Here is a 23,387-nt window from a genome sequence, read left to right as displayed (position 1 = left end):
TGTGACGCGCGCCGCAGGACGCAGTGCCGTGGACGAACGTAGTGCCCTGGACCAACGCAATGCCACCGGACCGGGGGCCGGACATCGAAGGGAAGGTGCGGCAGTGGCGGGGGAAACGCCGCGGGGCACCGCGCTCGACGGGTCGGCGCAGGGCGCGGCGGCCCTGGCGACGGCGGCCGCGTCCGCCGCGGCGACGGCCGCACCGGACGCTCCGGGCGACACGCCCGGGGACGCGAAGTCCGTCCCGGAGTCGGCCAAGTCTCCGTCAGGAGCCGGCAACGCCGCGCCCGATTCTGGTACAGAGAGCAAGGAATCCGGCATAACGGTCACCTGCCTCCACGAGTCCATTAAGGACGGTCCGAAAACCGATTCAAAGATGCGCCCGGAATCGGGAGACGCATCGGATGGCCCACCCGGCGACAACGCGGAACCCGGCCGCGGCGGCGGCCGCGGCGGCGGGCGCGGCGGCGGACGCGGGTTGTGGACGCTGGCGCGCCGGAACCCGGTCTTCAGTGTGATCATTGCCATAGCGGCGCTGCTCCGACTGGTGGCGATGCTCGGCTACCAGCCGGTGATGTTCTTCAACGACAGCTTCGACTACCTGAACGTCGCGATGGACCCGTATCCGCACCCGCTGCGGCCCGACGGGTACTCGTTCCTGCTGCTCGTCCTCAGGCCATTCCACAGCTTCGCGCTGGTCGCCGGGCTCCAGCACCTCATGGGCCTGGCCATGGGCGTGATGATCTACGCGCTGCTGCGGCGCCGGTTCGGGCTGCCCGGCTGGGGCGCCGCGCTCGCGTCCGCGCCGGTCCTGCTGGACGCCTACCAGTTGCAGCTCGAACACCTGGTGCTGTCGGACACGACGTTCACCTTCCTGGTGATGTGCGCGGTCACGCTGCTGCTGTGGCACGACCGCCCGACCTGGAAGATCGCCGCGGCGGTCGGGCTCATCGTCGGGATGGCGTGGCTGACCCGCTCGGTCGGGATGCCGGTGCTGCTCGGCGTGCTGGTGTACATGCTGATCCGCCGCAGCGGCTGGCGGCTCATGGCCGTCACGCTGGTCGCCTGCCTGCTGCCGGTGCTGGGCTACATGGGTTGGTACAAGGCCGAGAGCGACAAGTTCGCGATCACCGAGAGCAACGGGATCTTCCTGTACGCGCGGGTCTACAAGTTCGCCGACTGCCACCGGATGAAGGACCTTCCGGTCAGCGAGTACCCGCTGTGCACCGAGCCCGCGAACCGGCTGCCGAACTCGCAGGACGGCATCTGGAACGCCCGCTCCCCGCTCAACCGCTACACCGGCACGCGTTTCAGCCCCGAGAACAACAAGCTCGGCAACGACTTCGCCAAGCGGGCCATCGCCGCCCAGCCGCTCGACTACGCGGGGGTCGTCGCGCACGACTTCCTCCGCGTCTTCCAGTGGAAGCGCACGGTGTTCCCCGACCCGGCGACGTACTCGCAGTACGAGTTCGAGAACAAGAGCAGGCCGCTGCCCGACTGGCACATGCCCGGCGGCGGGACGGCCGCCCAGGACGCGCGCGGCTACGAGCACGGCAACGCCCGCACGCAGGTCGTCGAGCCGTTCGCCGGGGCCGCCCGCGGCTACCAGGACGTCTTCTACCTGCGCGGCACCATGGTCGGCGGCATCCTGCTCATCGGCCTGGCCGGGCTGGTCCCGCTGTGGCGCCGGTTCGGCGGCGAGGCGCTGCTGCCGTGGACGCTCGCCACCGGGCTGCTGCTGGCGCCCGCGGCCACCGCCGAGTTCGACTACCGGTACGTGCTGCCCGCCGTCCCGCTGGCGGCGCTCGCCGCCGGGCTGGCGTTCAGGCCCGAGGCCCGCGCGACGGCGGCCGGCTGGACGCGCCGCCTCACCGGGCGCGGCAAGGGCGTGGCGGCCCCGCCGGCCGAGCCGGCGGCTCAGGAGTCACCGGAGGCCGCCCGCGTCACCGCCTGACCGCCGCGGGGCTACCAGGCGTGCATGCGGCGCAGGTGGAAGACCATCGCCACGTCGCTGCCGCTGCGGGCGATCGGCACCTCGTCCTGCCTGCCGTCCGTCGCCGACAGCGCCTTGACGTTCTGGCCGCCGCAGGTCGGGCAGGACCGGTCCATCCAGGGCGTCGTGCAGGGCTGGCCCCGGCGCCGGTAGACGACGGCCTCGTTGCCGTGCCCGTCACCGGAGTGCCGGACCTGGAACTCCTCGTCCCAGGACCCCTCGCAGCTCAGACACTCGAAGACCCACACTTCGCGGGTCGTCCACGCGTCGTGCACGGCACTCACCCCTCACAGACCGTTTTCCGCGCATCACGTCGGCGCCTCTGGTCTGCTTCCCTCGGACGCCCCGGCCTGAGGCCACCGCATCGTTTATGCCCGGGAGGAGCCCGTTTGGACCGCTCTGGAGCCGGTGACTATTTCCTGGCCTTGACAACGGCGTCGTAAACGAGGCGCTTCTGGGCGCCGTTCTCCCGGGCGACCTCGGCGATGGCCTGCTTGCGCGGCGTCCCGGCCGCCTCCCGCGCGGCGACCGCCGCCGCCAGTTCCGCCGGGTCCGTCAGCCCTCGCGGCTCCGGCGCGCCGCCGACCACCACCGTGATCTCGCCGAGGACGCCGTCCCGCGCCCAGTCGGCGAGTTCGCCGAGCGCCCCCCGGCGGACCTCCTCGTAGGTCTTGGTGAGCTCGCGGCACACCGCGGCGGGACGGTCCGCGCCGAACGCCTCCGCCATCGCCACGAGCGTGACGGGAAGCCGGCGCGGCGACTCGAAGAACACCATCGTGCGGGGCTCGCCCGCGAGCGACTCCAGCCGGCGGGCCCGCTCGCCCGGCTTGCGCGGCGGGAACCCCTCGAAGCAGAACCGGTCGGTGGGCAGCCCCGACACCGCCAGCGCGGTCGTGACGGCCGACGGCCCGGGCAGCACCGTGACCGGGACGCCCTCGGCGACGGCGGCGCGCACCAGCCGGTACCCGGGATCCGACACGCCCGGCATTCCGGCGTCGGTGACGACCAGCACGTCCCGTCCGGCGAGCAGGTCCTCCACCAGGCCCGCGGCCCGCTCCCGCTCGTTCAGGTCGTTGTAGGACACGACGCGCGCGGCCAGTTCGACGCCGAGGTCGCCCGCCAGCCGCCGCAGCCGCCGCGTGTCCTCGGCCGCGATGACCGGCGCCTCCGCCAGCGCCGCCCGCAACCGGGCCGAGGCGTCCTCGGGCCTCCCGATCGGCGCCGCCGCGAGCCGCAGCGTTCCCGTCCCCGCCTCCATCACGGCCCCCATCCCGGTCGTCCCGTCACGCGGCTCATTGTCCCAGGGAAGGCGCCAAGGTCCTGAAGGAGGCGGGAAGTGCAAATAAACTCGCAGGATGTCGACGACGGATCTGGCTCCGGTCCCGGCCATGGCGTCCCGGCGCAGGCCCCCTCAGCTGCGGGAATGGCTCGCCCCGGCGATCCCCGGCGGCGCGCTGCTGTCCTGGCTGGGCCCGCTGCTGGTCACCGCGCTCGCCGCGTACCTGCGGTTCGACCGGCTGGGGACGCCGAAGGCGGTGGTGTTCGACGAGACCTACTACGCCAAGGACGCGCTCGCCCTGCTGAAGTTCGGCTGGGAGCACAACACCGTCGAGAACGCCGACAAGATGCTCATCGCCGACCCGGACGCCCCCATCTGGGGCAGCGGGCCCGCCTTCGTCGCGCATCCGCCCTTCGGCAAGTGGATGATCGCGATCGGCGAGTGGATGTTCGGCGCGACACCGTTCGGATGGCGGTTCGTGCCCGCCCTGGTCGGGACGCTCTCGGTGCTGATCCTGTGCCGCGTCGCCCGCCGGATGACCGGCTCGACGCTGCTCGGCTGCGCCGCCGGGCTGCTGCTGGCGCTGGACGGCCTGGCGTTCGTGACCAGCCGGGCCGCGCTGCTGGACGTCTTCGTGATGTTCTGGGTCCTCGCCGGGTTCGCCTGCCTGGTGAACGACCGGGACCGGTCCCGCCGGGTGCTCGCCGAGCGGATCGACGAGGGCCGGACCTCGGTGTACGGGCCGTTCCTCGCGCACGGCTGGCGGTGGGGGGCGGGCGTCTGCCTCGGTCTCGCCTGCGCCACCAAGTGGACGGGGATCTTCTACGTCGCCGCGTTCGGGCTCATGACCGTCCTGTGGGACTACGGCGCCCGCCGCGCCGCCGGGGTCCGGGCCCCGTTGCAGGGGACGATGATGCTGGAGGCCGTCCCGGCGTTCGTGCAGATCGTCGTGGCGGGGCTGGTCGCCTACCTGGCGACCTGGTGGGGCTGGATCTTCAGGCCGGGCGGCTGGGGGCGCGGCGAGGTCTCCGGCAACCCGCTGTGGCGGCCGTTCGAGGCGATGCCGAAGCTGTGGCACTACCACTCGGAGATGCTCGGCTTCCACACCGGCCTGGACGCCAAGCACCCGTACCAGTCGTGGCCGTGGGACTGGCCGATCCTGCGCCGTCCGGTCGCGTTCTTCTACACCGAGCCGAAGGGCGCGTGCGGCGGCACGGCCCGCTGCTCGCGCGAGATCCTCGGGATCGGCACGCCCGCGCTGTGGTGGGGGGCGCTGGTCGCGCTGGTCGTGGTCGCGTTCATCTGGCTGATCCTGCGGGACTGGCGGGCGGGGGCGATCCTGCTCGGCTTCCTCGCGGGCTGGCTGACCTGGTTCCCGTCGGCGTTCGCCGACCGCACGATGTTCCTGTTCTACGCGACGCCGCTGATCCCGTTCATGGTGCTGGCGGTCGTCCTGGTGCTGGGATACCTGATAGGACCCGCGCCCGCCTCGGCGGCGGGCGCGCACGCGGCGCGTCCCGGAGAGAACGGCCACGACGCGGGGCCCGCCGCCCGCCGCCGGGCCTCCTCCGAACCGCCTCCCGGCCTGCCCTGGGGAACGCCTGCCGGCCCGGAATCGGCCCTCACCCGCTATGACGAGCACGCCCCGCACGACGAGCACACGGCCTATGACGAGCACACGCCGTACGACGAGCACACGCCGTACGACGAGCAAGGGGCGCACGCGCCGCCGGCGGCCGTCCAGACGGCCGGGGTCCGGCGGCTGATCGGCGCGGCCGCGGCGGGGGCCTTCCTGCTGGTGGTGCTGGCCAACTTCGCGTACTTCCATCCGATCCTGACCGGGCAGACGATCCCCTACGACGACTGGCAGGCGCGGATGTGGTTCTCCCGCTGGGTCTGACGCGCGTCCGGGCCGTCACAGCCGGGCGGCGGCGTCCGCGGTGACGGCCGGGCCCGCGGCGGGGCGCAGCGTCCGCGCGCCGAGCAGGCACAGGACCAGGGCGAGGACGCCCCCGGCCCCGGCGCCCGCGAAGGCGCCGGGCACCCCCGCGGCGTCCTGCCCGACGCCCGAGACGAACGAGCCGACGGAGCTGCCCGCGCCGATCGCCGCGACGATCCAGGCGAACGCCTCGGTGACGGTCCCGGCCGGGGCGAGCCGGTCGACGAGCGTGAAGCTGCACGCCAGCACGGGCGCGAGGAAGACGCCGGAGACGAACGCGAGCACCGACATGGCGGGCAGGCCCGGGGCGAGCACGAGCGGGAGGTACCCGGCTGCGAGCGCGGCCAGCAGCCAGGGCAGCCGCCGGTGCGCGGCGCCCGCCCACGGGCGGGCGCCGTAGACGATCCCGCCGGTGAGGGCGCCGCCCGCCATGGACGCCAGCAGCAGCCCGGAGGCGAGGTCGCGGCCCAGGTCCTCGGCGTAGGCGACGACGGCGACGGAGTAGACGCCGAGCGCGATCCCGGCGCAGGCGAGCGACAGCAGCAGGACCCGCAGGCCGGGCGAGCGCAGCGGCCCGGCCCAGTCGGAGGCGCGCGGCTCGCCCCGCCACCTGCGCGACGGCCCGGACAGCGCGACGACGAGCGTCCCGGCCACGCCGAGGGCGCCGGTGATCAGCAGCGCGGTCTCGGTGTTCACGACGGCCGCGGCGACGACGAGCAGCGGCCCGACGGTGAACAGCAGTTCCTGGGCGGCGGCGTCGAGCGCGTAGGCGGCGTCGACCTGCTCCGGGCCGTCCAGGACGTCGGGCCACAGGGCGCGCAGCCCGGCTTCGAGCGGCGGGGTGGCGAACCCGGCGGCGGAGACGGCGGCGACGGCCACCGGGAGGGGGGCCGCCCCGACGGCTGCGAGCAGGGCGAATCCGGCCGCGGAGGCGCACGCGGCGGGCAGCAGGACCCGCGGCTGGCCGAACCGGTCCATGGCGCGGCCGAGGACGGGCTGCCCGGCGGCGGTCGACAGCCCGAGGATCGCGGCGAGGGTCCCGGCGAGCGGGTAGCCGCCGTCGTCGGCGCGGACGTGCAGGACGACGGCGAGCATGCCCATCCCGTTGGGCAGCCGGCCGAGGAGGGTGCCGCCGAGCAGCCGTCCCGCGTACGGCCTCCGCAGGAAGACGACATAGCCGCGCATCGATGGCCCCCGGGATTCTGTCTCAATTGTCAGTCATACGTATTACCTCCGTCATACGTACCACTTCCGAGTCCTCCCGTTCTAGTCTGAATTCGTTCCACCGATCCGCCAGGGAGGCGCAGGTGCCGGCGATCAGCCGTCCCACCAGCAAGGACGTGGCTCAGGAGGCCGGGGTCTCGCAGTCCACGGTCTCGCTCGTGCTGGGCGGCAAGTGGAGCGGGCGCGTCTCCCCCGCGACCGCGCGCAGCGTGCGGAGCGCCGCCGCGCGGCTGGGATACCGGCCCAACCAGGCGGCCCGGAACCTGCGGCTCGGGACGACGCGGACCGTCCTGCTGATGGTGCCGACCCTGACGGCGCCGTTCTTCGGCCCCGTCTACACGGGCGCCGCGCGGGTCGCGGCCCGGCACGGCTTCGGCGTCGTGGTCTCGACGTGGCCGGACGGCGCGGCGGGCCCCGCCGACGGCCCGTTCGCGGCGCCGGACGAGGCGATCGACGGCGTCCTCGCGTCCTCGACGGCCGTGGAGACGCTCGGCGAGTTGGGCGAGACGCCGGTCGTGATGCTGGACAGCGGCCCGGCCGGACCGCCCGGCGCCCCCGTCCCCACGGTCGACTTCGGCGTGGCCGACGGGATGCGGGCGATCGCGGCGCACCTCACGGGCCTCGGCCACCGCCGGATCGGGCATGTGGCCGCCGCCCCCGACCAGTGGACGTTCCACGCCCGCGCGGACGCCCTCGCCGAAGCCGTGGCGGACCTGCCGGGCGGGGTCCTGACCCGCGCCGGCTGCGCGATCGACGTCGCCTCGGCCAAGGGCGCCGCGACCCGGCTGCTCACCGCCCCCGAGCCGCCGACCGCGCTGGTCTGCGACGACGACCTGATCGCGGCGGGCGCGTACAAGGCGGCCCGCGCGCTCCGCCTGGACGTCCCGTCCGACGTGTCGATCACCGGTTTCGACGACGTGCTGCTGGCGACGGCGCTGGAACCCGAGCTGACGACCGTCCGGCTGCCGGCCGAGGAACTGGGCGCGCAGGGCATGGCGGCGCTCCTCGACCTCCTCGACGGCCGCAGCCCGGCCCCCCGCGTCCTGCCCGGCGAACTCGTCGTCCGCGGCTCGACGGCGCCGCCGCGCGCCCGGTGACCGGCCCGGACGGCCCGGCTCGCCCCGCCTCCTCATTTCCCGGGAAAGCGGGGGTATGAGGCGCGCATGGGATCCCATCCGTCCGAGACCGATCTCGAAGAGGATCCGGGCAACCGGATCGGCTCGGCGCCTCCGCGGACGCGGGCCTGGCGCGGCGGCGCGATCGAGGCGGAGGGCTTCCCCGTCGCTCGGCTGAGCGACTACCTGGAGCGCCCGGACGTCGTCGTCTGGCTCGACCTGTGCGCGCCGCGGCACGAGGACCTGCGCGTGGTCAGCGACGAGCTCGGCCTCGATCCCGTCGCCGTCGAGGACGCCGTGTCCCGGCACGAGCGGGCCAAGCTCGACCGCTACCAGGGGTACGCGTTCCTCAACGTCTACGTCCCGGTGGTGGCGGACGGCGAGCTGGCGATGCACGAGGTGTCGGCGTTCGTGAGCGAGCGCGCCCTCGTCACGGTCCGGCAGGACTGCGGGTTCGACGTCGACGCGCTGATCCGGCGCTGGGACCGGACCCCGCACGCCGGGCTCGACGAGCCGGGCGCCGCGTTCCTGCTCTACGGGCTGCTCGACCTGGTCGTCGACCTGCAGCTGACGGCCGTCCAGGCGCTCGACGACGAGGCCGACGCGGTCGAGGACCTCGTCTTCGACGACGTGTTCCCGGTCAGGGAGATCCAGCGGCGCAGCTACCGGCTGCGCAAGAACCTGACCGCGCTGCGGCGGATCGCGCTGCCGATGCGGGAGGTGCTCAACACGCTGCTGCGCCGCGACCTGAAGATCGTCCCGGCGCCGCTCGTCCCCTACTTCCAGGACATCTACGACCACACCCTGCGCGTCGGGGAGTCGACCGACAGCCTGCGCGACCTCGTCGCCGACCTGCTGGAGACACGGCTGGCGCTGCAGGGGAACCGGATGAACGAGGTGATGAAGAAGGTCACCAGCTGGGCGGCGATCATCGCGGTGCCGACCGCCGTCACCGGGTTCTACGGACAGAACGTCCCCTATCCCGGGTTCTCCCAGCACTCCGGCTTCATCGCCAGCACCGTCATCGTCGTCGTCTGCAGCGTCTCCCTCTACGTGATCTTCAAGATCCGCGACTGGCTCTGATCGCGGCGTCCGGCGTGGTCAGGACGCTGTCATATGCGTTCGAATATCGAACCCCACGCCATATCGATATTGGACATGACGTTCGCGGCTCTGGTCTGCTCTCCCGCATGACGACCCACAGCGCACGCGACCGGCGGCTCGGCGCCGCCGCTCTCGCCCTGACGACGATCGCCGGCCTCGCCGGCTGCGGTTCCGGTTCGGACCCGGACGTGCGGAGCGCGGCGCCGCGCGGCGCCGCGTCCACGATCGCCGTCGATCCCGTGCAGGCGAAGGTCACCCGGCAGATCGGCCGCCTCGAGGCGACCCACCACCTGCGCATCGGCGCCTTCGCGATCGACACCGGCAACGGGCGCAAGGTCTCGAACCGGCCGGACGAGCGCTTCGCGTTCGCCTCCACGTTCAAGGCGATGGCGTGCGGCGCGGTGCTGCGCAAGGCCCGGCGGTCCGACCCCGGCCTGCTCGACAGGGTGATCCACTACACGAAGGACGACCTGGTCGACTTCTCCCCCGTGACCGAGAAGCACGTGGACACCGGCATGACCGTCGCCGCCCTGTGCCACGCGGCCATCACCCGGAGCGACAACACCGCCGGGAACCTGGTGCTGAAGCAGATCGGCGGGCCCGCCGGCCTCACCGCCTTCTTCCGCTCGATCGGCGACACGGTGAGCCGCAGCGACCGATGGGAGACGGCCCTCAACGACTGGAAGCCGGGCGAACCGCGCGACACCACCGCTCCGCGCCCGTGGGCGGGCGACCTGCGGGCCCTCACCGTGGGCGACGCGCTCGTCCCGGCCGACCGCAAGCAGCTCATCGGCTGGATGAAGGCGACCGTCACCGGGGACAAGCGCATCCGCGCCGGGCTTCCTAAGAACTGGACGGTGGGCGACAAGACCGGCACCGGCGGCGACTACGGCACCGCCAACGACATCGCGATCGCCTGGCCGCCGTCCGGCGCCCCGCTGGTCATCGTGATCACAACGAACCGGTTCGGCGTCGACGACGAGGCCGACGACGAGGCCGTCGCCCAGACCGCCCGCGTCCTCGCCGGCGCGCTCCGCTAGCAGACCGCGGCACGGCGACCGCCCCTGGTACCGGACGTCCGGTACCAGGGGCGACGCGCGTCAGCGTGGCCGCCGGGGGCTCAGAGCGCCCTGAGGAACTTCGCGGCGATGGGGGCGGCGGCCTCGGCGCCGGTGCCGCCGCCCTCGACGATCACGGCGAAGGCGACGTCCTTGCGGTAGCCGATGAACCAGGCGTGGGTCGGCGGGTCGTCGCCCTCGCCGAACTCCGCGGTGCCGGTCTTGCCCGCCGTGCCGGACGGGAAGTCGACGCCGGACGCGGTGCCCTCGCTGACGACGGCCGGCATGAGGGCGTGCAGGGCGTTCTCGACGGCGGGCTCCAGCCGCTTCGGCGACTCGGGCCTGCGGCCTCCGGAGTCGGCGGCCTGCGCGGCCAGGGACGCCCCGACCAGGCGGGGCGAGCGCCAGGTGCCGTCGGCCGCGGCGGCGGCGACGCTCGCCATGTTGAGCGGGCTGGTCAGCACCTGGCCCTGCCCGAAGGAGGCGGCGGCGAAGGCGGTGTCGTCCTTGTTGGCGGGGAACGCGGCGCGGACGGCGGGCAGCCCCGCGATGATCGGGGCGTTGAACCCGAACTGGGAGGCGACCTGGGCGAGCCGCTTCTCGCCGAGCCTGTCCACGGCGAGGCGCGCGAACGTGGTGTTGCAGGAGTGCGCGAACGCCTCGCGGAGCGGGACCGTCCCGAAGTCCTCGTGGTGGTAGTTGTGGAAGGACCGGCCGTCGACGGCGGTGGTCGCCGGGCAGGCGACGTTCGACGCCGGGGACATGCCGCCCGCGACGAGCGCGGCGGCCGTGACGACCTTGAACGTCGAGCCGGGCGGGTACCGGCCCATCAGCGCCCGGTTGTAGCCGCCGGGCTGGTTCGCCACGGCGAGGATCTCCCCGGTGGAGGGGCGCAGCGCCACCATGGACGCCGGCTTGCCCGCCCCGGCGACCGCCTGCCCGGCGGCGGCCTGCGCCTTCGGGTCGATGGTCGTCTTCACCGGCTTGCCGTCGGCGCCGCCGAACCGCTGCAGCGTCTTCACCGGGACGCCCTCGGCGTCCACGATCTGCACGGCGAGCGCGGGCTTGCCGGAGAGGCGGCGCTCGTACTGCTGCTGCAGGCCGTCCGCGCCGGCCGGATCGCCCTTGCGGTACGGCGCGCCGAGCTTGGCCGCCGCCTCGGCGGACACGGGGCCGACCTGCCCGGCGAGCTGCCGGGCGGACCCGGACGGCGAGGCCCCGAGGTCGCTGCCGTCCGCCGCGAGGACGGCGGCGCGGTCCGGCCAGGCGCGCGACGCGCGGAGCCGCTGCCCCTCCTTGAGCTCCGGGTGCATGACCTGCGGCGACCAGCGGATGAGCCAGTCGCCGTCCTTCCTGACCATCGGAAGCGACCCGTTGTACTTCCACATCCGGTCACCGGCCAGCGTCACCTCGGCGCCGTAGGCCCCCCCGACCTCGTCGCCCTTGGGACGCCCCACGGAGGCGACCGTGTAGCGCTGCCCGACGACGCCGAGGTCGTCCCGCATCCGTTCGAACCGCGTCTCGAAATCGGCGGGCGGAGCGTCGGTCAGTGCCTTCATCGCGGCGAGGTCGCCGCCGCTCCAGGCCGCGAGGTAGCGCTTCGCGGCGTCCCGGGGGTCGTCACCGTCGCGCAGGAACCACACCGCCCCCGCCCCCACGATCACGACCGCCACCACGACCGCGGCGACGGTGAGCACACGGGATCGGCGCATCGTCGAACTCCTTCTCCCCCTGATCGGCCCACCGGCCGGACGAACCGCCGAGAGCGCGGATGACCGATGGGGGCCCCAGGACACCAGGCGTCGCCCGAAAAGTCCAAGATTGATATCGGTCCAGATGAATATCCGTTTTGGTATCATCACTGGTCGTGGACCTGGTCGGGCATCTGCGGTGCTTCGTCGTCGTCGCCGAAGAACTGCACTTCGGCCACGCGGCCGAGCGTCTCGGCATGGCGCAGCCGCCGCTGAGCCAGCGTATCCAGCGGCTGGAGAAGGAGCTCGGCGTGCGGTTGTTCGACCGGAGCAGCCGGCGGGTGCGGCTCACCGCACCGGGCGGCCTGCTGCTGGAGGAGGCCCGTGACATCCTCACCCGCGTGGACCGCATCTACTCCGTCGCCGAACGGGCCCGGCTGGGCGAGGTCGGGACGGTGCGCGCGGGCCTGCCGAGCGACCTCGGCGGCCGGGTCGTCGCCGCGCTGATCGCCGCGTTCCGGGAGCGCCGCCCGGACCTGCGGCTCGACCTGCGCGAGACGGGCACCGACCAGCAGATCCGCGCGCTCGCCGAGGGCGCGCTGGACGCCGGGGTGGTGCGGCACCCGTGCGACGCCCGCGGGCTGGAGCTCGGCCCGATGCTGGCGCAGCCGCTCGGCGTGCTGCTGCCCGGCGGCGACCCGGCCGCGCGGCCGGGCGCGCCCCCGGAGGTGCATCTGCCCGACCTCGGCACCCGCGACGTCGTCGTCCCGCCTCGCGAGGAGGCGCCCGGAGCCCACGACGAGGTGCTCGCGGGCTGCCGCCGGCACGGCTACGCGCCCGCGGCCGTCCACGAGGCGCGGCATCCGGGGTTCGCGCTCGGGCTCGTCCTCGCGGGGACGGCCGTGGCGCTCGTCCCGCGCACCGACGACACCGCCGGGGCGGTGTGGCGGCCGCTGGCGGGCGAGCCGCTCGCCTGGCGGACGTCGTGCGCCTGGCGGCGGGCCCGCGACCCCGAGCACGCCCGCGCCATCGCCGACTTCACCGCCGTCGCGACCGCGGTGCTGCGCGGCGAGGCCGGCATGACGCCGCTCGACCGGGCCCCCGCCCGCCGGGTCGTCCCGCGCCCGTCCTCCGGGTTCCTGGCATGAGCGAGGTGCCCGCCGGCAGGGCGGGTGCGGCCGAGCGGATCGAGGCGGCGTTCCGGTCCGCGGGCGTCACCGGGTTCCTGCACGTCGTGGACATCGACACCGGGCGGGACGTCGCGGTCGGCGCCGACGAGCCGGTGGTGCTCGCGTCGGTGTTCAAGGTGCCGCTGCTCGTCGCGTTCCACCGGCTGGCCGCCGAGGGCGTGCTGGACCCGGCCGAGCAGGTCACGCTGAGCCCGGACGACCGCACCGCGGGGCCGACCGGGGTGTCGGCGCTGCTGGACGAGGTCCGCATGTCGCTGCGCGACCTCACCTGCCTGATGATCACCGTCAGCGACAACGCCGCCGCCGACGTCGTCATGGACCGGGTCGGCCTGGACGCGGTCAACGCGACGGCCGCCGATCTCGGGCTCCGCCACACCGTCATCGTGGGCAACGGCCGCGACCTGCACGAGACCCTGCTCGCCGACGCCGGGGCCGACAGCGTCGCCGAGGTGTGGGCGCGGCTGGACGAGCCGGGCCTCCAGGGCCGGATGCGCGCCCTCGACCCGCTCCGCACGAGCCGCAGCACGCCCCGCGACATGACCCGGCTGCTGTCGATGATCTGGCGGGACGAGGCCGCCCCGCCCGCCGGGTCGGCGGCGATGCGCCGCCTGTTCGGCCTCCAGGTCTGGCCGCACCGCCTGTCGTCCGGGTTCCCCTACGACGACGTCGTCGTCAGCGGCAAGACCGGCACCCTGCCGACGCTGCGCAACGAGGTGGGCGCGGTCGAGTACCCCGACGGGGCCCGCTACGCGGTGGCCGTCTTCACCAGGTCGATGCTGCCCGTGGCCGTCCTGCCCGAGGCCGACGCGGTCATCGGCTCCGCCGCCCGGATCGCCGTGGAGTCCCTCCGCCGCCCTTGAGTGCGCGGTGCGTCGGGTGCGGGGGGACGGGCGCCACAGCACCCGCTCTGGAAACATAAGCTGTACCCCTGTTTTAAACGTTCTTGGGGAGTGTTCGTTGCGGCTGCCGGAGCATCTTGAGCTACTGCTCACCGACGAGCCGGTGCTCGACGTCTATTCGCACGGCCCGTGGCGCGTCCCGGACGGGCTGTTCGAGGAGATCTCGGCGCGGATCGACGGGCTGGCGGCCGACCCGCGGGCCGTGGAGCTGACCACCGACGAGCACAAGCTGCTGACGCTGCCCGCGTCGCTCGTCACGGCGGAGATCTTCGGAATGCTGGCGTTCCTGCCGGGCGGCGGCGCGATCAAGGCGGGCTCGTGGTCGCAGCTGCCCGAGCGGCTGCTGCACCGGCACCTGGTCAACCCCGGGCCGCTCAGCACCCGGATGACCCGCTGGGACGCGCCGGGCGGCCGGTGGCGGCCCCCGGTGGACTGGCTCATCGAGGCGCCCGACCGGGCGCTGGCGATCGAGCTGGCCCGCGACTGCCTGTCCGTGCTGGAGGGCATCGAGCCGCTGGAGGAGCGCCGCAAGGCGCTGCTCCGCCTCTACGACGACCCGCCGGTCTGCGACGTGAACCTGCCCAAGACGGAACTGCGGGAGCACTGGCACGCGCACGCCGGCGACGACATCGTCGCCGCGGTGCCCGAGCTGCTCGGCCCGGTCGGCTATCTGGAGTGGGTCTGCGCGGGCCTGCTCGCGTCCTACGAGCACCTGATGGAGGCGGCGCCGCGCGAGGAGACCGTCGAGGTCCACCTGGTCCAGCTGCTGCTGCAGGGCAGCATGGAGCAGGTACCGGCCGAACTCGCGGTCGCGCTCGGCGAGGACCGGTACGGCGAGCTCCTCCAGCGGTTCACCGCCGAGCGCCGCGGGTTCAAGGCGGGCGCGTGGCAGGAGCGGACGCGGGCGTGGCTCGTCCGGGCGCTCGTCGCGGGCGCCGCCGACGCGTGCCGCGGCTGGCTCGACATGGCGATGCGGTTCATCGCGATCGTGCAGGGCCTGCCGGGCGACCCGTGGTTCCCGAAGGCGGAGTGGATCCCCGTCGGCCAGTTCCAGACCGACCTGCGCCGCCTGTACGCGCCGCGCCGCCGCGTCGTGAACCCGCTCACCGAGACGCTGAAGAGCGTGCCCGCCTCCGGCGCCGCGCCCGGGACGACCGCGGCCGGGCGGCCGGAGATCGCCACGTCGCTGGTCGAGCAGCCGGAGGTGACCGCGGCGCTGGCCGAGCTGACCCGCGGCAGCGCGCCGGTCCGGCTGCTGATCAGCGGGCCGGACGGCACCGGCAAGCGCGACGCCGCGCAGGAGCTCGGCAAGGCGCTGGCGCTCGGCCGCGACCCGCACTGGGTCACCGACAACCTGTTCGCCGGGCAGCGCCTGTCGGACGCCGTCGCCAAGCTGCACGCCGACGCCCGCGACTGCGCCGGCGACCGGCTGCTGATCATCGAGGGCCTGGACGGGATCGTCGCCGACCCCGGCAACGGCGAGGCGCTGGCCGCCGAGCTGCACCGGCTCCTCGCCGTCCACCCCGACCTGAACCTGGTGGCGCTGTGCGACGCCGGCGGCGAGGAGCGGATCCGCGAGATCAACCCCGTCCTGCCGCAGCGGTTCCGGATCGCCCGCACCCGGCCGTTCACGGCGGCGGGCCACGCCGAGCTGTTCCGCCGCGCGCTGGACGCCCGCGGCGCCCGCGGCACCCGCCCGGCGATCGAGGCGGCGGGCGCGCTGCTGGCCGCGACCCCGCCGACGCAGACGCTCCGCAACGCGCGCCTCGCGCCGCATCTCGCCGACCAGGTCGTCGCCGCCGCGCGGGCCCGGCTCGACGCCGACGCGGCGGGCGGCGTGCCGGTCGTCCGCAAGCAGGACGTCCCGGCCGCGCTCGACACCGCGCAGGCCGCCGGGAACCCGCTGGCCGAGCTGCGCGAACTCACCGGGCTGGAGACCGTCAAGCACGAGATCGCGCTGCTCGTCGCGGGCACGCACGCGGCGCGGCTGCGCAGCGAGTCGGGCCTGCGGATCACCCCGCCGACCCGGCACATGGTGTTCACCGGCAACCCCGGCACCGGCAAGACGATGGTGGCCCGGCTGCTCGGCCGCATCTACAAGCGGCTCGGCGTCCTGTCGTCCGGGCACCTGGTGGAGGCGTCCCGCGCCCACCTCGTCGGCGAGTACATCGGGCAGACCGCGCCCCGCACCCGCCGCCTGGTGGAGCGCGCGGTCGGCGGCGTCCTGTTCATCGACGAGGCGTACACGCTGACGCAGTCGCCCCTGAAGGGCGACTACGGGCACGAGGCGATCGCCGAGCTGGTCAAGCTGATGGAGGACCACCGCGACGACCTCGTCGTGGTGGTCGCGGGCTACGAGCAGGAGATGGCCGAGTTCCTCGCCGCCAACCCCGGCCTCGACTCGCGGTTCCCCAAGCAGATCCACTTCCCCGACTACGCCGACGAAGAGCTGATCACGGTGTTCGGCCAGCTCGCCGCCGCCGACGGCTTCGAGCTGGCCCCCGGCACCGAGGACGTCCTGCGCTCGATGCTGCGCCGCGCGCCCCGCGGCCCGTCCTTCGGCAACGGCCGCCTGATGCGCAACATGCTGGACGTGGCCGTCGCGAACCAGGCCGACCGCGTCGCCTCCGCCGCCGTCGCGTTCACGAACGACCCGGCGGTGAAGAAGGGCGCCGGCAAGGGCGAGAACGGCGACCAGGCGCCTCCCACGAGGGAGGAACTGGTCACGCTGACCGCCGACGACCTGCCCCCGCTGCTGGACCACCCCGAGGAGTTCTACGGCCTCTACCTCTAGCCGGGCGGCTGCCCGGTCAGGGGGCGAGGTGCTCGGCGGCGGTGAACAGGAGGCTTTCCGCGCCGCGCCGGGTGACGAGCTGCGCACCGATCGGCAGTTCGCCGCCGCCGTCCGCCGGGACCGTTCCGGCGGGGACCGACAGGGCGGGCAGCCCCAGCACGTTCCACGGCGAGGTGAGGCCGACCAGCAGCGCGGTGAGCGGGCCGAGCCCGACCTCGACCGCGCCGATCCGGGGCGCGGGGATCGGCATGGTGGGCATGGCCAGCAGGTCGTAGCGGTCCAGCAGCCCGGCGATCTCCTCGGCGTAGCGGTCCCGCTCGCGCAGCGCCCGGACGAGCCGCCAGCCCGGCATCCGGCCCGCGTCCCGCAGGCGGGCGAGCGTCGCCGGCTGGTACCGGCCGGGCGCCTCGGCGACCCGCTCGGCGTGCACGTCGTACGCCTCGCTGTACTCGATCGCCAGGAACACCTGCCGGAGCCCGGCGAAGTCGATCCGCTCGGACGGCGCGTCCGGGAACAGGGCGCGGACGCGCCGCTCCACCTCGGGGTCGCACACCGGCGGCTCGATCCAGGCGACGCGCCCGTACGGGGCGGCTCCGGCCCGGTCGCCGCCGGGCGAGCCGTCCAGGAGGGAGGGGACGGCCTCCGCCGGCCCGGTCAGCGCGTGGTAGGCGACGCGGCAGTCGTCCGCGGTGGCGGCGAGGACGCCCACGTGGTCGAGCGAGCGCGACAGGGGGAACACGCCGCCGGTCGGAATGGCGCCGTGCGGCGGCTTGAACCCGGCGATCCCGCAGAACGCGGACGGGATGCGCACCGACCCGCCCGTGTCGGTGCCGATGGCGAGCGGGACCATGCCCGCGGCGACCGCGACGGCGCTGCCGCTGCTGGATCCGCCGGACATCCGCTCCCGGTCGCGGGGATTGCGGACCGCCCCGTTCACCGACACGTCGCCGCTGCCGCCGAACGCGAACTCCTGCGTCCCGGTCTTGCCGACGATCACGGCGCCCGCGTCCCTCAGCATCGTCACGCAGACCGCGTCGGCCTCGGCGACGTGCCCGGCGAAGTGGCCGGACCCCATGCCGGTGGGCAGCCCGGCGACGTCGACGATGTCCTTCACCGCGACCGGGACGCCGTGCAGCGGGCCCCGGTCGATGCCGGACGCCAGCTCCTCGTCGGCCCACCGGGCGGCGGCCTCGGCGCCCTCGGCGTCCAGGGTCACGAAGGCGTTCAGGTCCTCGTCGACCGACTCCAGGACCCGCGCGACCAGGCCCCGCGCCGACTCCCGGCCCGCGCGCAGGTCGCGCCCGATGCCGGTCAGCGTCCGTCCGGTGAAGAACCCGCCCATTCCGCCTCCTTGCCGCTTACCTGTGCCGATCTGCGTAGCATCTCAGACCACCGCGGCCCCTTCGGCCCGCCTACCGGCCCGGTCATCGTGCGCAATGTGGCGCTCTGTCCTCAATGAGTCGCCCGCGGTCGATCGTTCGCCGCAGACTGCCCGCCGCTCGTCGAGCGCGCTCCCGGAACCGGGAACCTACGCACGGGTAGGCGGCAGGCTTCCAGCACCCGGTGGTGACGCACCCGCCGGTTCGCCGGGGGGCGGGGCGGAGGCCGTGCGCCGTCGCGCCCGGCATACCGCCCCTGTAACCGGCGGCGCTCACACCGAGGTGGGGGACGAGGTCACGGCCGGGGGCCGTGGCCTCGTTGTCGCGTCCGCCGTCAGCGCGGCCTTCCCGGGACGTTCGGCCCTGGGTCCGCAGGCACAGGGCTGATGGGCTCTCGGTGACGGTTGAGAACCCCGTCCGCGGGGACGGGATGTCCTCAGGGCGGTCGAGAACACCCGGAGGACGCGCATGACCCAGTCGGGCACTCTGAGCGATGACGAAGTGCAGCAGATCAACGCGTACTGGAGAGCCGCCAACTACCTGTCCGTGGGGCAGATCTACCTCCTGGACAACCCGCTGCTCCGCGAGCCGCTCGAACGGCGGGACCTGAAGCCGCGGCTGCTCGGGCACTGGGGCACCACGCCGGGCCTGAACTTCTGCTACGCCCACCTCAACCGCGTGATCAGGGCGCGCGACCTCGACATGATCTACGTCATGGGCCCGGGGCACGGCGGGCCCGCGGCGGTCGCGAACGCCTGGCTCGAAGGCACCTACAGCGAGGTGTACCCGGAGGTGTCGCAGGACGAGGCGGGCATGCGGCGGCTGTTCCGGCAGTTCTCCTTCCCCGGCGGCATCCCGAGCCACGTCGCGCCGGAGACGCCCGGCTCCATCCACGAGGGCGGCGAGCTCGGCTACTCCCTCGCCCACGCGTTCGGGGCGGCCTTCGACAACCCCGGCCTCGTGGTCGCGTGCATCGTCGGGGACGGCGAGGCCGAGACGGGCCCGCTCGCGGCGAGCTGGCATTCCACCAAGTTCCTCGACCCGGTGCGGGACGGCGCCGTCCTGCCCGTCCTGCACCTCAACGGCTACAAGATCGCGAACCCGGCGGTGCTGGCCCGCATCCCCGAGGAGGAGCTCGTCCAGCTCCTGGACGGGTACGGCTACCGGCCGTTCCTGGTGAGCGGGGACGAGCCCGCCTCCATGCACCGCAAGATGGCCGCCGCCCTCGACCAGGCCCTCGACGAGATCGCCGACATCCAGCGCGCCGCCCGCGCGGGGCAGGCGTCGCAGCGGCGGCGCTGGCCCATGATCGTCCTGCGGTCCCCCAAGGGCTGGACGGGCCCGAAGGAGGTGGACGGGCTGCCGGTCGAGAACACCTGGCGGTCCCACCAGGTGCCGCTCGCGGGGGTGCGCGAGGACGCCGGGCACCGCGCGCAACTGGAAGAGTGGCTGCGCTCCTACCGCCCCGAGGAGCTGTTCGACGAGGCGGGCCGCCCGGTCGCCGGGCTCCGGGCGCTCGCGCCCGCGGGCGACCGGCGGATGAGCGCGAACCCGCACGCCAACGGCGGGCTGCTGCTGAAGCCGCTGGCGCTGCCCGACTTCCGCGACTACGCCGTGGACGTCGGCAAGCCCGGCACCACCACGACCGAGCCCACCCGCAGGCTCGGGACGTTCCTGCGCGACGTCGTGCGCGCCAACCCGTCCAACTTCCGGATCATGGGCGCGGACGAGACGGCGTCCAACCGGCTCGGGGACGTCTTCCAGGCCACCGACCGCGTCTTCGAGGGCGAGCTGCTGCCGACCGACGAGCACCAGGCCCGGTCCGGCCAGGTGATGGAGGTGCTCAGCGAGCACCTGTGCCAGGGCTGGCTGGAGGGCTACCTGCTCACCGGGCGGCACGGGCTGTTCGACAGCTACGAGGCGTTCGTGCACATCGTCGACGCCATGTTCAACCAGCACGCGAAGTGGCTGAAGGTCACCCGCGGCCTGCCGTGGCGGCGGCCGGTCGCGTCGCTGAACTACCTGCTGTCGTCGCACGTGTGGCGGCAGGACCACAACGGCTTCACCCACCAGGACCCCGGCTTCCTCGACGTCGTGCTGAACAAGAAGCCGGAGATCGTCCGCGTGTACCTGCCGCCGGACGCGAACACGCTGCTGTCGGTCGGCGACCACTGCCTGCGCTCCCGCGACTACGTCAACGTGATCGTGGCCGGGAAGCAGCCCGCGCTGAACTGGCTGCCGATGGACGCCGCGATCGCGCACTGCACCCGCGGCATCGGCATCTGGGAGTGGGCCTCCACCGACGGCGGCGCCGACCCCGACGTGGTGCTCGCCTGCGCGGGCGACATCCCGACGCTGGAGACGCTCGCGGCCGTCGACCTGCTCCGGCAGCTGTTCCCCGAACTGCGCGTCCGCGTCGTCAACGTCGTCGACCTGATGCGGCTCCAGCCGTCCAGCGAGCACCCCCACGGCATGTCGGACCGCGAGTACGACACCCTGTTCACCACCGACAAGCCCGTCATCTTCGCCTTCCACGGCTACCCGTACCTCATCCACCGCCTCACCTACCGGCGCACGGGGCACGGCAACCTGCACGTCCGCGGCTACAAGGAGGAGGGGACGACGACCACGCCGTTCGACATGGTCATGCTGAACGACCTCGACCGGTTCCACCTCGTCATGGACGTCATCGACCGCGTCCCCTCCCTCGGCGCCCGCGTCGCCCACCTCCGGCAGCGGATGGCCGACCAGCGCCTCTTCCTGCGCTCCTACACGCGCGAGCACGGCGAGGACGCCCCCGAGGTCCGCGACTGGACGTGGCCCTACTGATGCGGGTCCTGACGGTCAACCCCGGGTCGAGCAGCCTGAAGGTGAGCCTGCTCGACACCGACGACACGGTCCTCGCCGAGGACTCCGGCGGCGGCCACGAGATGGCCGGGCTGGTCGCGGACCTGCCCCGGCCGGACGCCGTCGGCGTCCGGTTCGTCCACGGCGGCACCGACTTCACCGCCCCGGTGCGCGTCGACGGGAGGGTCACCGCGCGGCTCCGCGAGCTCACCGACCTCGCGCCGCTGCACCAGCCCGCCTCCCTGCGCGCCCTGGCCGAGATCACCGGCGCCCTGCCGGACGTCCCGGCGGTGGCGTGCTTCGACACCGCCTTCCACGCCGCCCTGCCGGACGCCGCCGCGGCCTACGCGCTGCCCCGGGAGTGGTGCGAGCGGTTCGGCCTGCGCCGCTACGGCTTCCACGGCCTGTCGTTCTCCTACGCCGTGCGGCGCGCCGCCGAGATGATCGGCGCCGACCCGGCCGCGCCGCGGATGGTGGTGTGCCACCTCGGCGCGGGCGCGTCCCTGTGCGCCGTGGCCGGGGGCCGGTCGGTCGACACCACCATGGGGTTCACGCCCCTCGAGGGGCTGGTCATGGCGTCGCGGGCGGGCAGCATCGACCCCGGCATCCCGCTCTGGCTGATCAAGCACGGCATCGCGCCCGCGGAGGTGAACGACGCGCTGGAACGCGAATCCGGGCTGCGCGGCCTGACCGGCACCGGCGACATGCGCCGGGTCCGCGAGCGGGCCGCCGAGGGCGACCGGGCCGCCCTCGCCGCCCTGGACGTCTACCACCACCGCCTCCGCGCCTGCGCCGCCGCGATGACCGCCTCGCTCGGCGGGCTCGACGTCCTCGTCTTCACCGGCGGGATCGGCGAGCACGATCCGGCGGTCCGCCTGCGGCTGGCCGAGGACCTCGCCTACCTCGGGACCTCCGTCGACGCCGGCCGCAACGCCGCCGCGGACGGCGACGCCGACGTCACCGCGGCCGGCGCCGCCGTCCGGACGCTCGTGGTGGCGGCCCGCGAGGATCTGGAGATCGCCGGCGGCGTCCGGAAGTGCCTGCGGCGAGACGGACCGCGCGGCCCGGCGGGGTAGTGCATAAGGTGTGAAGGTGGAGAAGACGGCGGGCGCTTCGGAGGGCGCTTCGGAGGGCGCGATCCGCAGGCTGGCGAACATCCAGGCGATCACCGACGAGGCGTTCGCCCATATGGACGCGGACGAGTTGCTCGACACCCTCGTCGACCGCGTCCGCGACGTCCTGGAGGTCGACACCGCCGTGGTCCTGCTGCTGGACCGGGAGGAGCGGTTCCTCGTCGCGACGGCGGCCAAGGGCATCGAGGAAGAGGTCGCCCAGGCCGCCCACGTCCCCATGGGCGAGGGATTCGCCGGGCGCGTCGCCGCCGAGCGGCGGCCGATCTACGTGCCGGACGTGCCCAGCGCCGGCGTGTTCAACCCGCTGCTCGTCGAGCGGGGCCTGCACTCGCTGCTCGGCGTTCCGCTCGTCGGCGGCGGGGCGCTGGTCGGCGTCATGCACGTCGGGACGGTCGCCCCCCGCCGGTTCACCGCCGAGGAGACCGAGTTCCTCCAGCTCGCGGCCTCCCGCGCCGCGCTGGCGGTGCAGTCCCTGCTCAGCCGCTCCGAACGGGCCGGCGCGCTGGAACTGCAGCGCAGCCTCATCCCGGCCGCCCCCCCGGAGGTCCCCGGGCTCGAACTGGCCGCCCGCTACCGTCCCGGCAAGGCGATCGTCGGCGGGGACTGGTACGACGTGTTCTCGCTCCCCTCGGGCGAGGTCGGCATCGTCATCGGCGACGTGGCGGGCAGCGGGCTGGCGGCGGCCGTCGTCATGGGCCGGATGCGCAGCGCGCTGCGCGCCTACGCGCTGGACAACGACGACCCGGCCGAGGTGCTCCGCAAGCTCAACCGGAAGATGCTGCACTTCGAACCCGAGGCGACGGCGACCGTCCTGTACGCGGTCGCCGACACCGCCACGGGCCGGGTCCGGCTGTCGTCGGCCGGGCACCCTCCCCCGGTCCTCGCGCCGCCGGACGGCCCGGCCGAGTCCGTGGACATGAAGTTCGACGTCCTGATCGGCCTGGGCGAGGAGGTCCCCCGCCGGACCCTCATCCTCGACCTCCCGCCCGGCGCCCTGCTCTGCTTCTACACCGACGGGCTGGTCGAGCGGCGGGACGACTCGATCCTGGCCGGCGTCACCCGGCTGTGCGAGGCGGCCTACGCCGGGCCTCCCGAGGCGGTCGGCGCGGCGGTGATGTCGGCGCTGATCGGCCGCGAGGCGGCCCCCGACGACGTCGCGCTCCTGGTCGCCCGCCGCATCCCTCTGGAGCGCCGGGGCGCCTGACCCGGCGGGCGTCAGTCGGCCGGTTTGCGGGACGTGGCGCGGGCGCGCTTCTCCTCGTCCTCCAGAAGGGGGCCGACGCGGAACGGGACCTGGTGAGTCAGGACGATCGAGGTGGTGCTGCGGCGGACGCCGGGGCAGGCCAGGATCGAGTCGATGACCTCGTGGAGCTGCTTGCCGTTGGGGGCGACGGCGCGGACGAGGAGGTCGCCCTGACCGGTGATCCCGAGGACCTCCAGGACGCGCGGGATCGCGGAGAGCGCGACGGCGGCCTCGCGCAGCCGGCCCTGGGCGACCTCCAGGGTGACGAAGGCCGTCAGCTCGAAGCCGATGGCGCCGAGGTCGACCTCGCGGCCGCGGTGGCCGATGACGCCCTCGCGTTCGAGGCGCTCCACCCGGGCGTGCGCGGTGTTGCGGGCGATGCCGAGCTTGGCGGCCAGTTCCGTGACGCCGATGCGGGGCTGCTCGACGAGGCGCCGCAGGATCTGCAGATCGAGGAGAGTGGTACGGGTCACAACGCTCAGCTCCGGCGGGTAACTCG

17 protein-coding genes are annotated in these 23,387 nt (G+C 74.1%); 11 read left to right on the top strand and 6 right to left on the bottom strand.

Features of this window, described 5'->3' with window-relative positions; all coding sequences use genetic code 11:
• The first annotated feature begins 514 nt into the window (after positions 1 to 514).
• Positions 515 to 1,954 (top strand): glycosyltransferase family protein, encoded by a 1,440-nt coding sequence (locus CHC11_RS09790; RefSeq protein ID WP_245919012.1) that lies wholly within the window; start codon positions 515 to 517, stop codon positions 1,952 to 1,954.
• An 11-nt stretch (positions 1,955 to 1,965) separates the two neighbouring features.
• On the opposite strand, the gene CHC11_RS09785 is transcribed toward CHC11_RS09790, so the two are convergent.
• Both CHC11_RS09785 and rsmI read right to left on the bottom strand, forming a co-directional pair.
• Complete coding sequence (locus CHC11_RS09785) at positions 1,966 to 2,268, bottom strand: hypothetical protein (RefSeq protein WP_089311321.1); 303 nt, start codon at positions 2,266 to 2,268, stop codon at positions 1,966 to 1,968.
• Between the two features lie 137 nt (positions 2,269 to 2,405).
• A complete protein-coding gene (rsmI, locus tag CHC11_RS09780) occupies positions 2,406 to 3,263 on the bottom strand; it encodes a 16S rRNA (cytidine(1402)-2'-O)-methyltransferase (protein ID WP_245919010.1) in 858 nt (285 codons plus the stop codon).
• An 85-nt stretch (positions 3,264 to 3,348) separates the two neighbouring features.
• Between rsmI and CHC11_RS09775 the strand changes: the two genes are divergently transcribed.
• Positions 3,349 to 5,172 (top strand): dolichyl-phosphate-mannose--protein mannosyltransferase, encoded by a 1,824-nt coding sequence (locus CHC11_RS09775; RefSeq protein ID WP_089311320.1) that lies wholly within the window; start codon positions 3,349 to 3,351, stop codon positions 5,170 to 5,172.
• Positions 5,173 to 5,187: 15 nt separating this feature from the next.
• Here CHC11_RS09775 and CHC11_RS09770 read toward each other — a convergent pair whose 3' ends face one another.
• The gene (locus CHC11_RS09770) at positions 5,188 to 6,396 is read right to left on the bottom strand and encodes an MFS transporter (RefSeq protein WP_089311319.1); all 1,209 of its coding nucleotides are present in this window, start codon (positions 6,394 to 6,396) and stop codon (positions 5,188 to 5,190) included.
• A 122-nt stretch (positions 6,397 to 6,518) separates the two neighbouring features.
• Between CHC11_RS09770 and CHC11_RS09765 the strand changes: the two genes are divergently transcribed.
• The 3 genes from CHC11_RS09765 to bla all read left to right on the top strand — a co-directional run bounded on the left by CHC11_RS09765 (position 6,519) and on the right by bla (position 9,694).
• A complete protein-coding gene (locus tag CHC11_RS09765; RefSeq protein ID WP_089311318.1) occupies positions 6,519 to 7,532 on the top strand; it encodes a LacI family DNA-binding transcriptional regulator in 1,014 nt (337 codons plus the stop codon).
• 66 nt (positions 7,533 to 7,598) lie between these two features.
• Positions 7,599 to 8,633: a magnesium transporter CorA family protein gene (locus CHC11_RS09760; RefSeq protein ID WP_089311317.1), complete on the top strand. Its 1,035-nt coding sequence runs from the start codon at positions 7,599 to 7,601 to the stop codon at positions 8,631 to 8,633.
• 107 nt (positions 8,634 to 8,740) lie between these two features.
• Positions 8,741 to 9,694: a class A beta-lactamase gene (gene bla / locus CHC11_RS09755; RefSeq protein WP_089311316.1), complete on the top strand. Its 954-nt coding sequence runs from the start codon at positions 8,741 to 8,743 to the stop codon at positions 9,692 to 9,694.
• An 80-nt stretch (positions 9,695 to 9,774) separates the two neighbouring features.
• Here the strand turns inward: bla and CHC11_RS09750 are convergent, their stop codons facing one another.
• A complete protein-coding gene (locus tag CHC11_RS09750) occupies positions 9,775 to 11,424 on the bottom strand; it encodes a penicillin-binding transpeptidase domain-containing protein (RefSeq protein WP_089311315.1) in 1,650 nt (549 codons plus the stop codon).
• Between the two features lie 155 nt (positions 11,425 to 11,579).
• Here CHC11_RS09750 and CHC11_RS09745 point away from each other — a divergent pair, with 155 nt between their 5' ends.
• The 3 genes from CHC11_RS09745 to CHC11_RS09735 all read left to right on the top strand — a co-directional run bounded on the left by CHC11_RS09745 (position 11,580) and on the right by CHC11_RS09735 (position 16,286).
• A complete protein-coding gene (locus CHC11_RS09745; RefSeq protein WP_089311314.1) occupies positions 11,580 to 12,551 on the top strand; it encodes a LysR family transcriptional regulator in 972 nt (323 codons plus the stop codon).
• Complete coding sequence (locus tag CHC11_RS09740; protein ID WP_089311313.1) at positions 12,548 to 13,453, top strand: serine hydrolase; 906 nt, start codon at positions 12,548 to 12,550, stop codon at positions 13,451 to 13,453. Before CHC11_RS09745 ends, CHC11_RS09740 begins: the two co-directional genes overlap by 4 nt.
• A gap of 97 nt (positions 13,454 to 13,550) precedes the next feature.
• On the top strand, positions 13,551 to 16,286 hold the full coding sequence (locus CHC11_RS09735; RefSeq protein WP_089311312.1) for an AAA family ATPase: 2,736 nt from the start codon (positions 13,551 to 13,553) through the stop codon (positions 16,284 to 16,286).
• A gap of 16 nt (positions 16,287 to 16,302) precedes the next feature.
• Here CHC11_RS09735 and CHC11_RS09730 read toward each other — a convergent pair whose 3' ends face one another.
• Positions 16,303 to 17,628 (bottom strand): amidase, encoded by a 1,326-nt coding sequence (locus CHC11_RS09730; RefSeq protein WP_089311311.1) that lies wholly within the window; start codon positions 17,626 to 17,628, stop codon positions 16,303 to 16,305.
• Between the two features lie 505 nt (positions 17,629 to 18,133).
• On the opposite strand from CHC11_RS09730, the gene CHC11_RS09725 reads away from it, so the two are divergent.
• From CHC11_RS09725 to CHC11_RS09715, 3 genes are read left to right on the top strand one after another with little or no spacing between them, the layout of a single operon-like run.
• The gene (locus tag CHC11_RS09725) at positions 18,134 to 20,494 is read left to right on the top strand and encodes a phosphoketolase family protein (protein ID WP_089311310.1); all 2,361 of its coding nucleotides are present in this window, start codon (positions 18,134 to 18,136) and stop codon (positions 20,492 to 20,494) included.
• Entirely contained in the window at positions 20,494 to 21,588 is a 1,095-nt protein-coding gene (locus tag CHC11_RS09720; protein WP_089311309.1) for an acetate/propionate family kinase, read from the top strand. Before CHC11_RS09725 ends, CHC11_RS09720 begins: the two co-directional genes overlap by 1 nt.
• A 16-nt stretch (positions 21,589 to 21,604) precedes the next feature.
• A complete protein-coding gene (locus CHC11_RS09715) occupies positions 21,605 to 22,849 on the top strand; it encodes a PP2C family protein-serine/threonine phosphatase (protein WP_218826004.1) in 1,245 nt (414 codons plus the stop codon).
• Between the two features lie 11 nt (positions 22,850 to 22,860).
• On the opposite strand, the gene CHC11_RS09710 is transcribed toward CHC11_RS09715, so the two are convergent.
• Positions 22,861 to 23,361, bottom strand: coding sequence for an Lrp/AsnC family transcriptional regulator (locus CHC11_RS09710; RefSeq protein WP_089311308.1), 501 nt, complete (start codon positions 23,359 to 23,361; stop codon positions 22,861 to 22,863).
• Positions 23,362 to 23,387: the final 26 nt, after the last annotated feature.

The organism is Actinomadura mexicana, assembly GCF_900188105.1.
In the GTDB taxonomy this organism is placed as follows: domain Bacteria; phylum Actinomycetota; class Actinomycetes; order Streptosporangiales; family Streptosporangiaceae; genus Spirillospora; species Spirillospora mexicana.
The sequence above is the reverse complement of the archived record's forward strand: the minus strand, read 5'-3'. Positions and strand labels throughout refer to the sequence as shown.

Excerpts from the sequence above, each read along its gene's own strand:
- rsmI (WP_245919010.1), bottom strand. The coding sequence starts at position 3,263 with ATGGGGGCCGTGATGGAGGCGGGGACGGGAACGCTGCGGCTCGCGGCG.
- CHC11_RS09775 (WP_089311320.1), top strand. The coding sequence starts at position 3,349 with ATGTCGACGACGGATCTGGCTCCGGTCCCGGCCATGGCGTCCCGGCGC.
- CHC11_RS09770 (WP_089311319.1), bottom strand. The coding sequence starts at position 6,396 with ATGCGCGGCTATGTCGTCTTCCTGCGGAGGCCGTACGCGGGACGGCTG.
- CHC11_RS09760 (WP_089311317.1), top strand. The coding sequence starts at position 7,599 with ATGGGATCCCATCCGTCCGAGACCGATCTCGAAGAGGATCCGGGCAAC.
- bla (WP_089311316.1), top strand. The coding sequence starts at position 8,741 with ATGACGACCCACAGCGCACGCGACCGGCGGCTCGGCGCCGCCGCTCTC.
- CHC11_RS09750 (WP_089311315.1), bottom strand. The coding sequence starts at position 11,424 with ATGCGCCGATCCCGTGTGCTCACCGTCGCCGCGGTCGTGGTGGCGGTC.
- CHC11_RS09740 (WP_089311313.1), top strand. The coding sequence starts at position 12,548 with ATGAGCGAGGTGCCCGCCGGCAGGGCGGGTGCGGCCGAGCGGATCGAG.
- CHC11_RS09730 (WP_089311311.1), bottom strand. The coding sequence starts at position 17,628 with ATGGGCGGGTTCTTCACCGGACGGACGCTGACCGGCATCGGGCGCGAC.
- CHC11_RS09725 (WP_089311310.1), top strand. The coding sequence starts at position 18,134 with ATGACCCAGTCGGGCACTCTGAGCGATGACGAAGTGCAGCAGATCAAC.
- CHC11_RS09720 (WP_089311309.1), top strand. The coding sequence starts at position 20,494 with ATGCGGGTCCTGACGGTCAACCCCGGGTCGAGCAGCCTGAAGGTGAGC.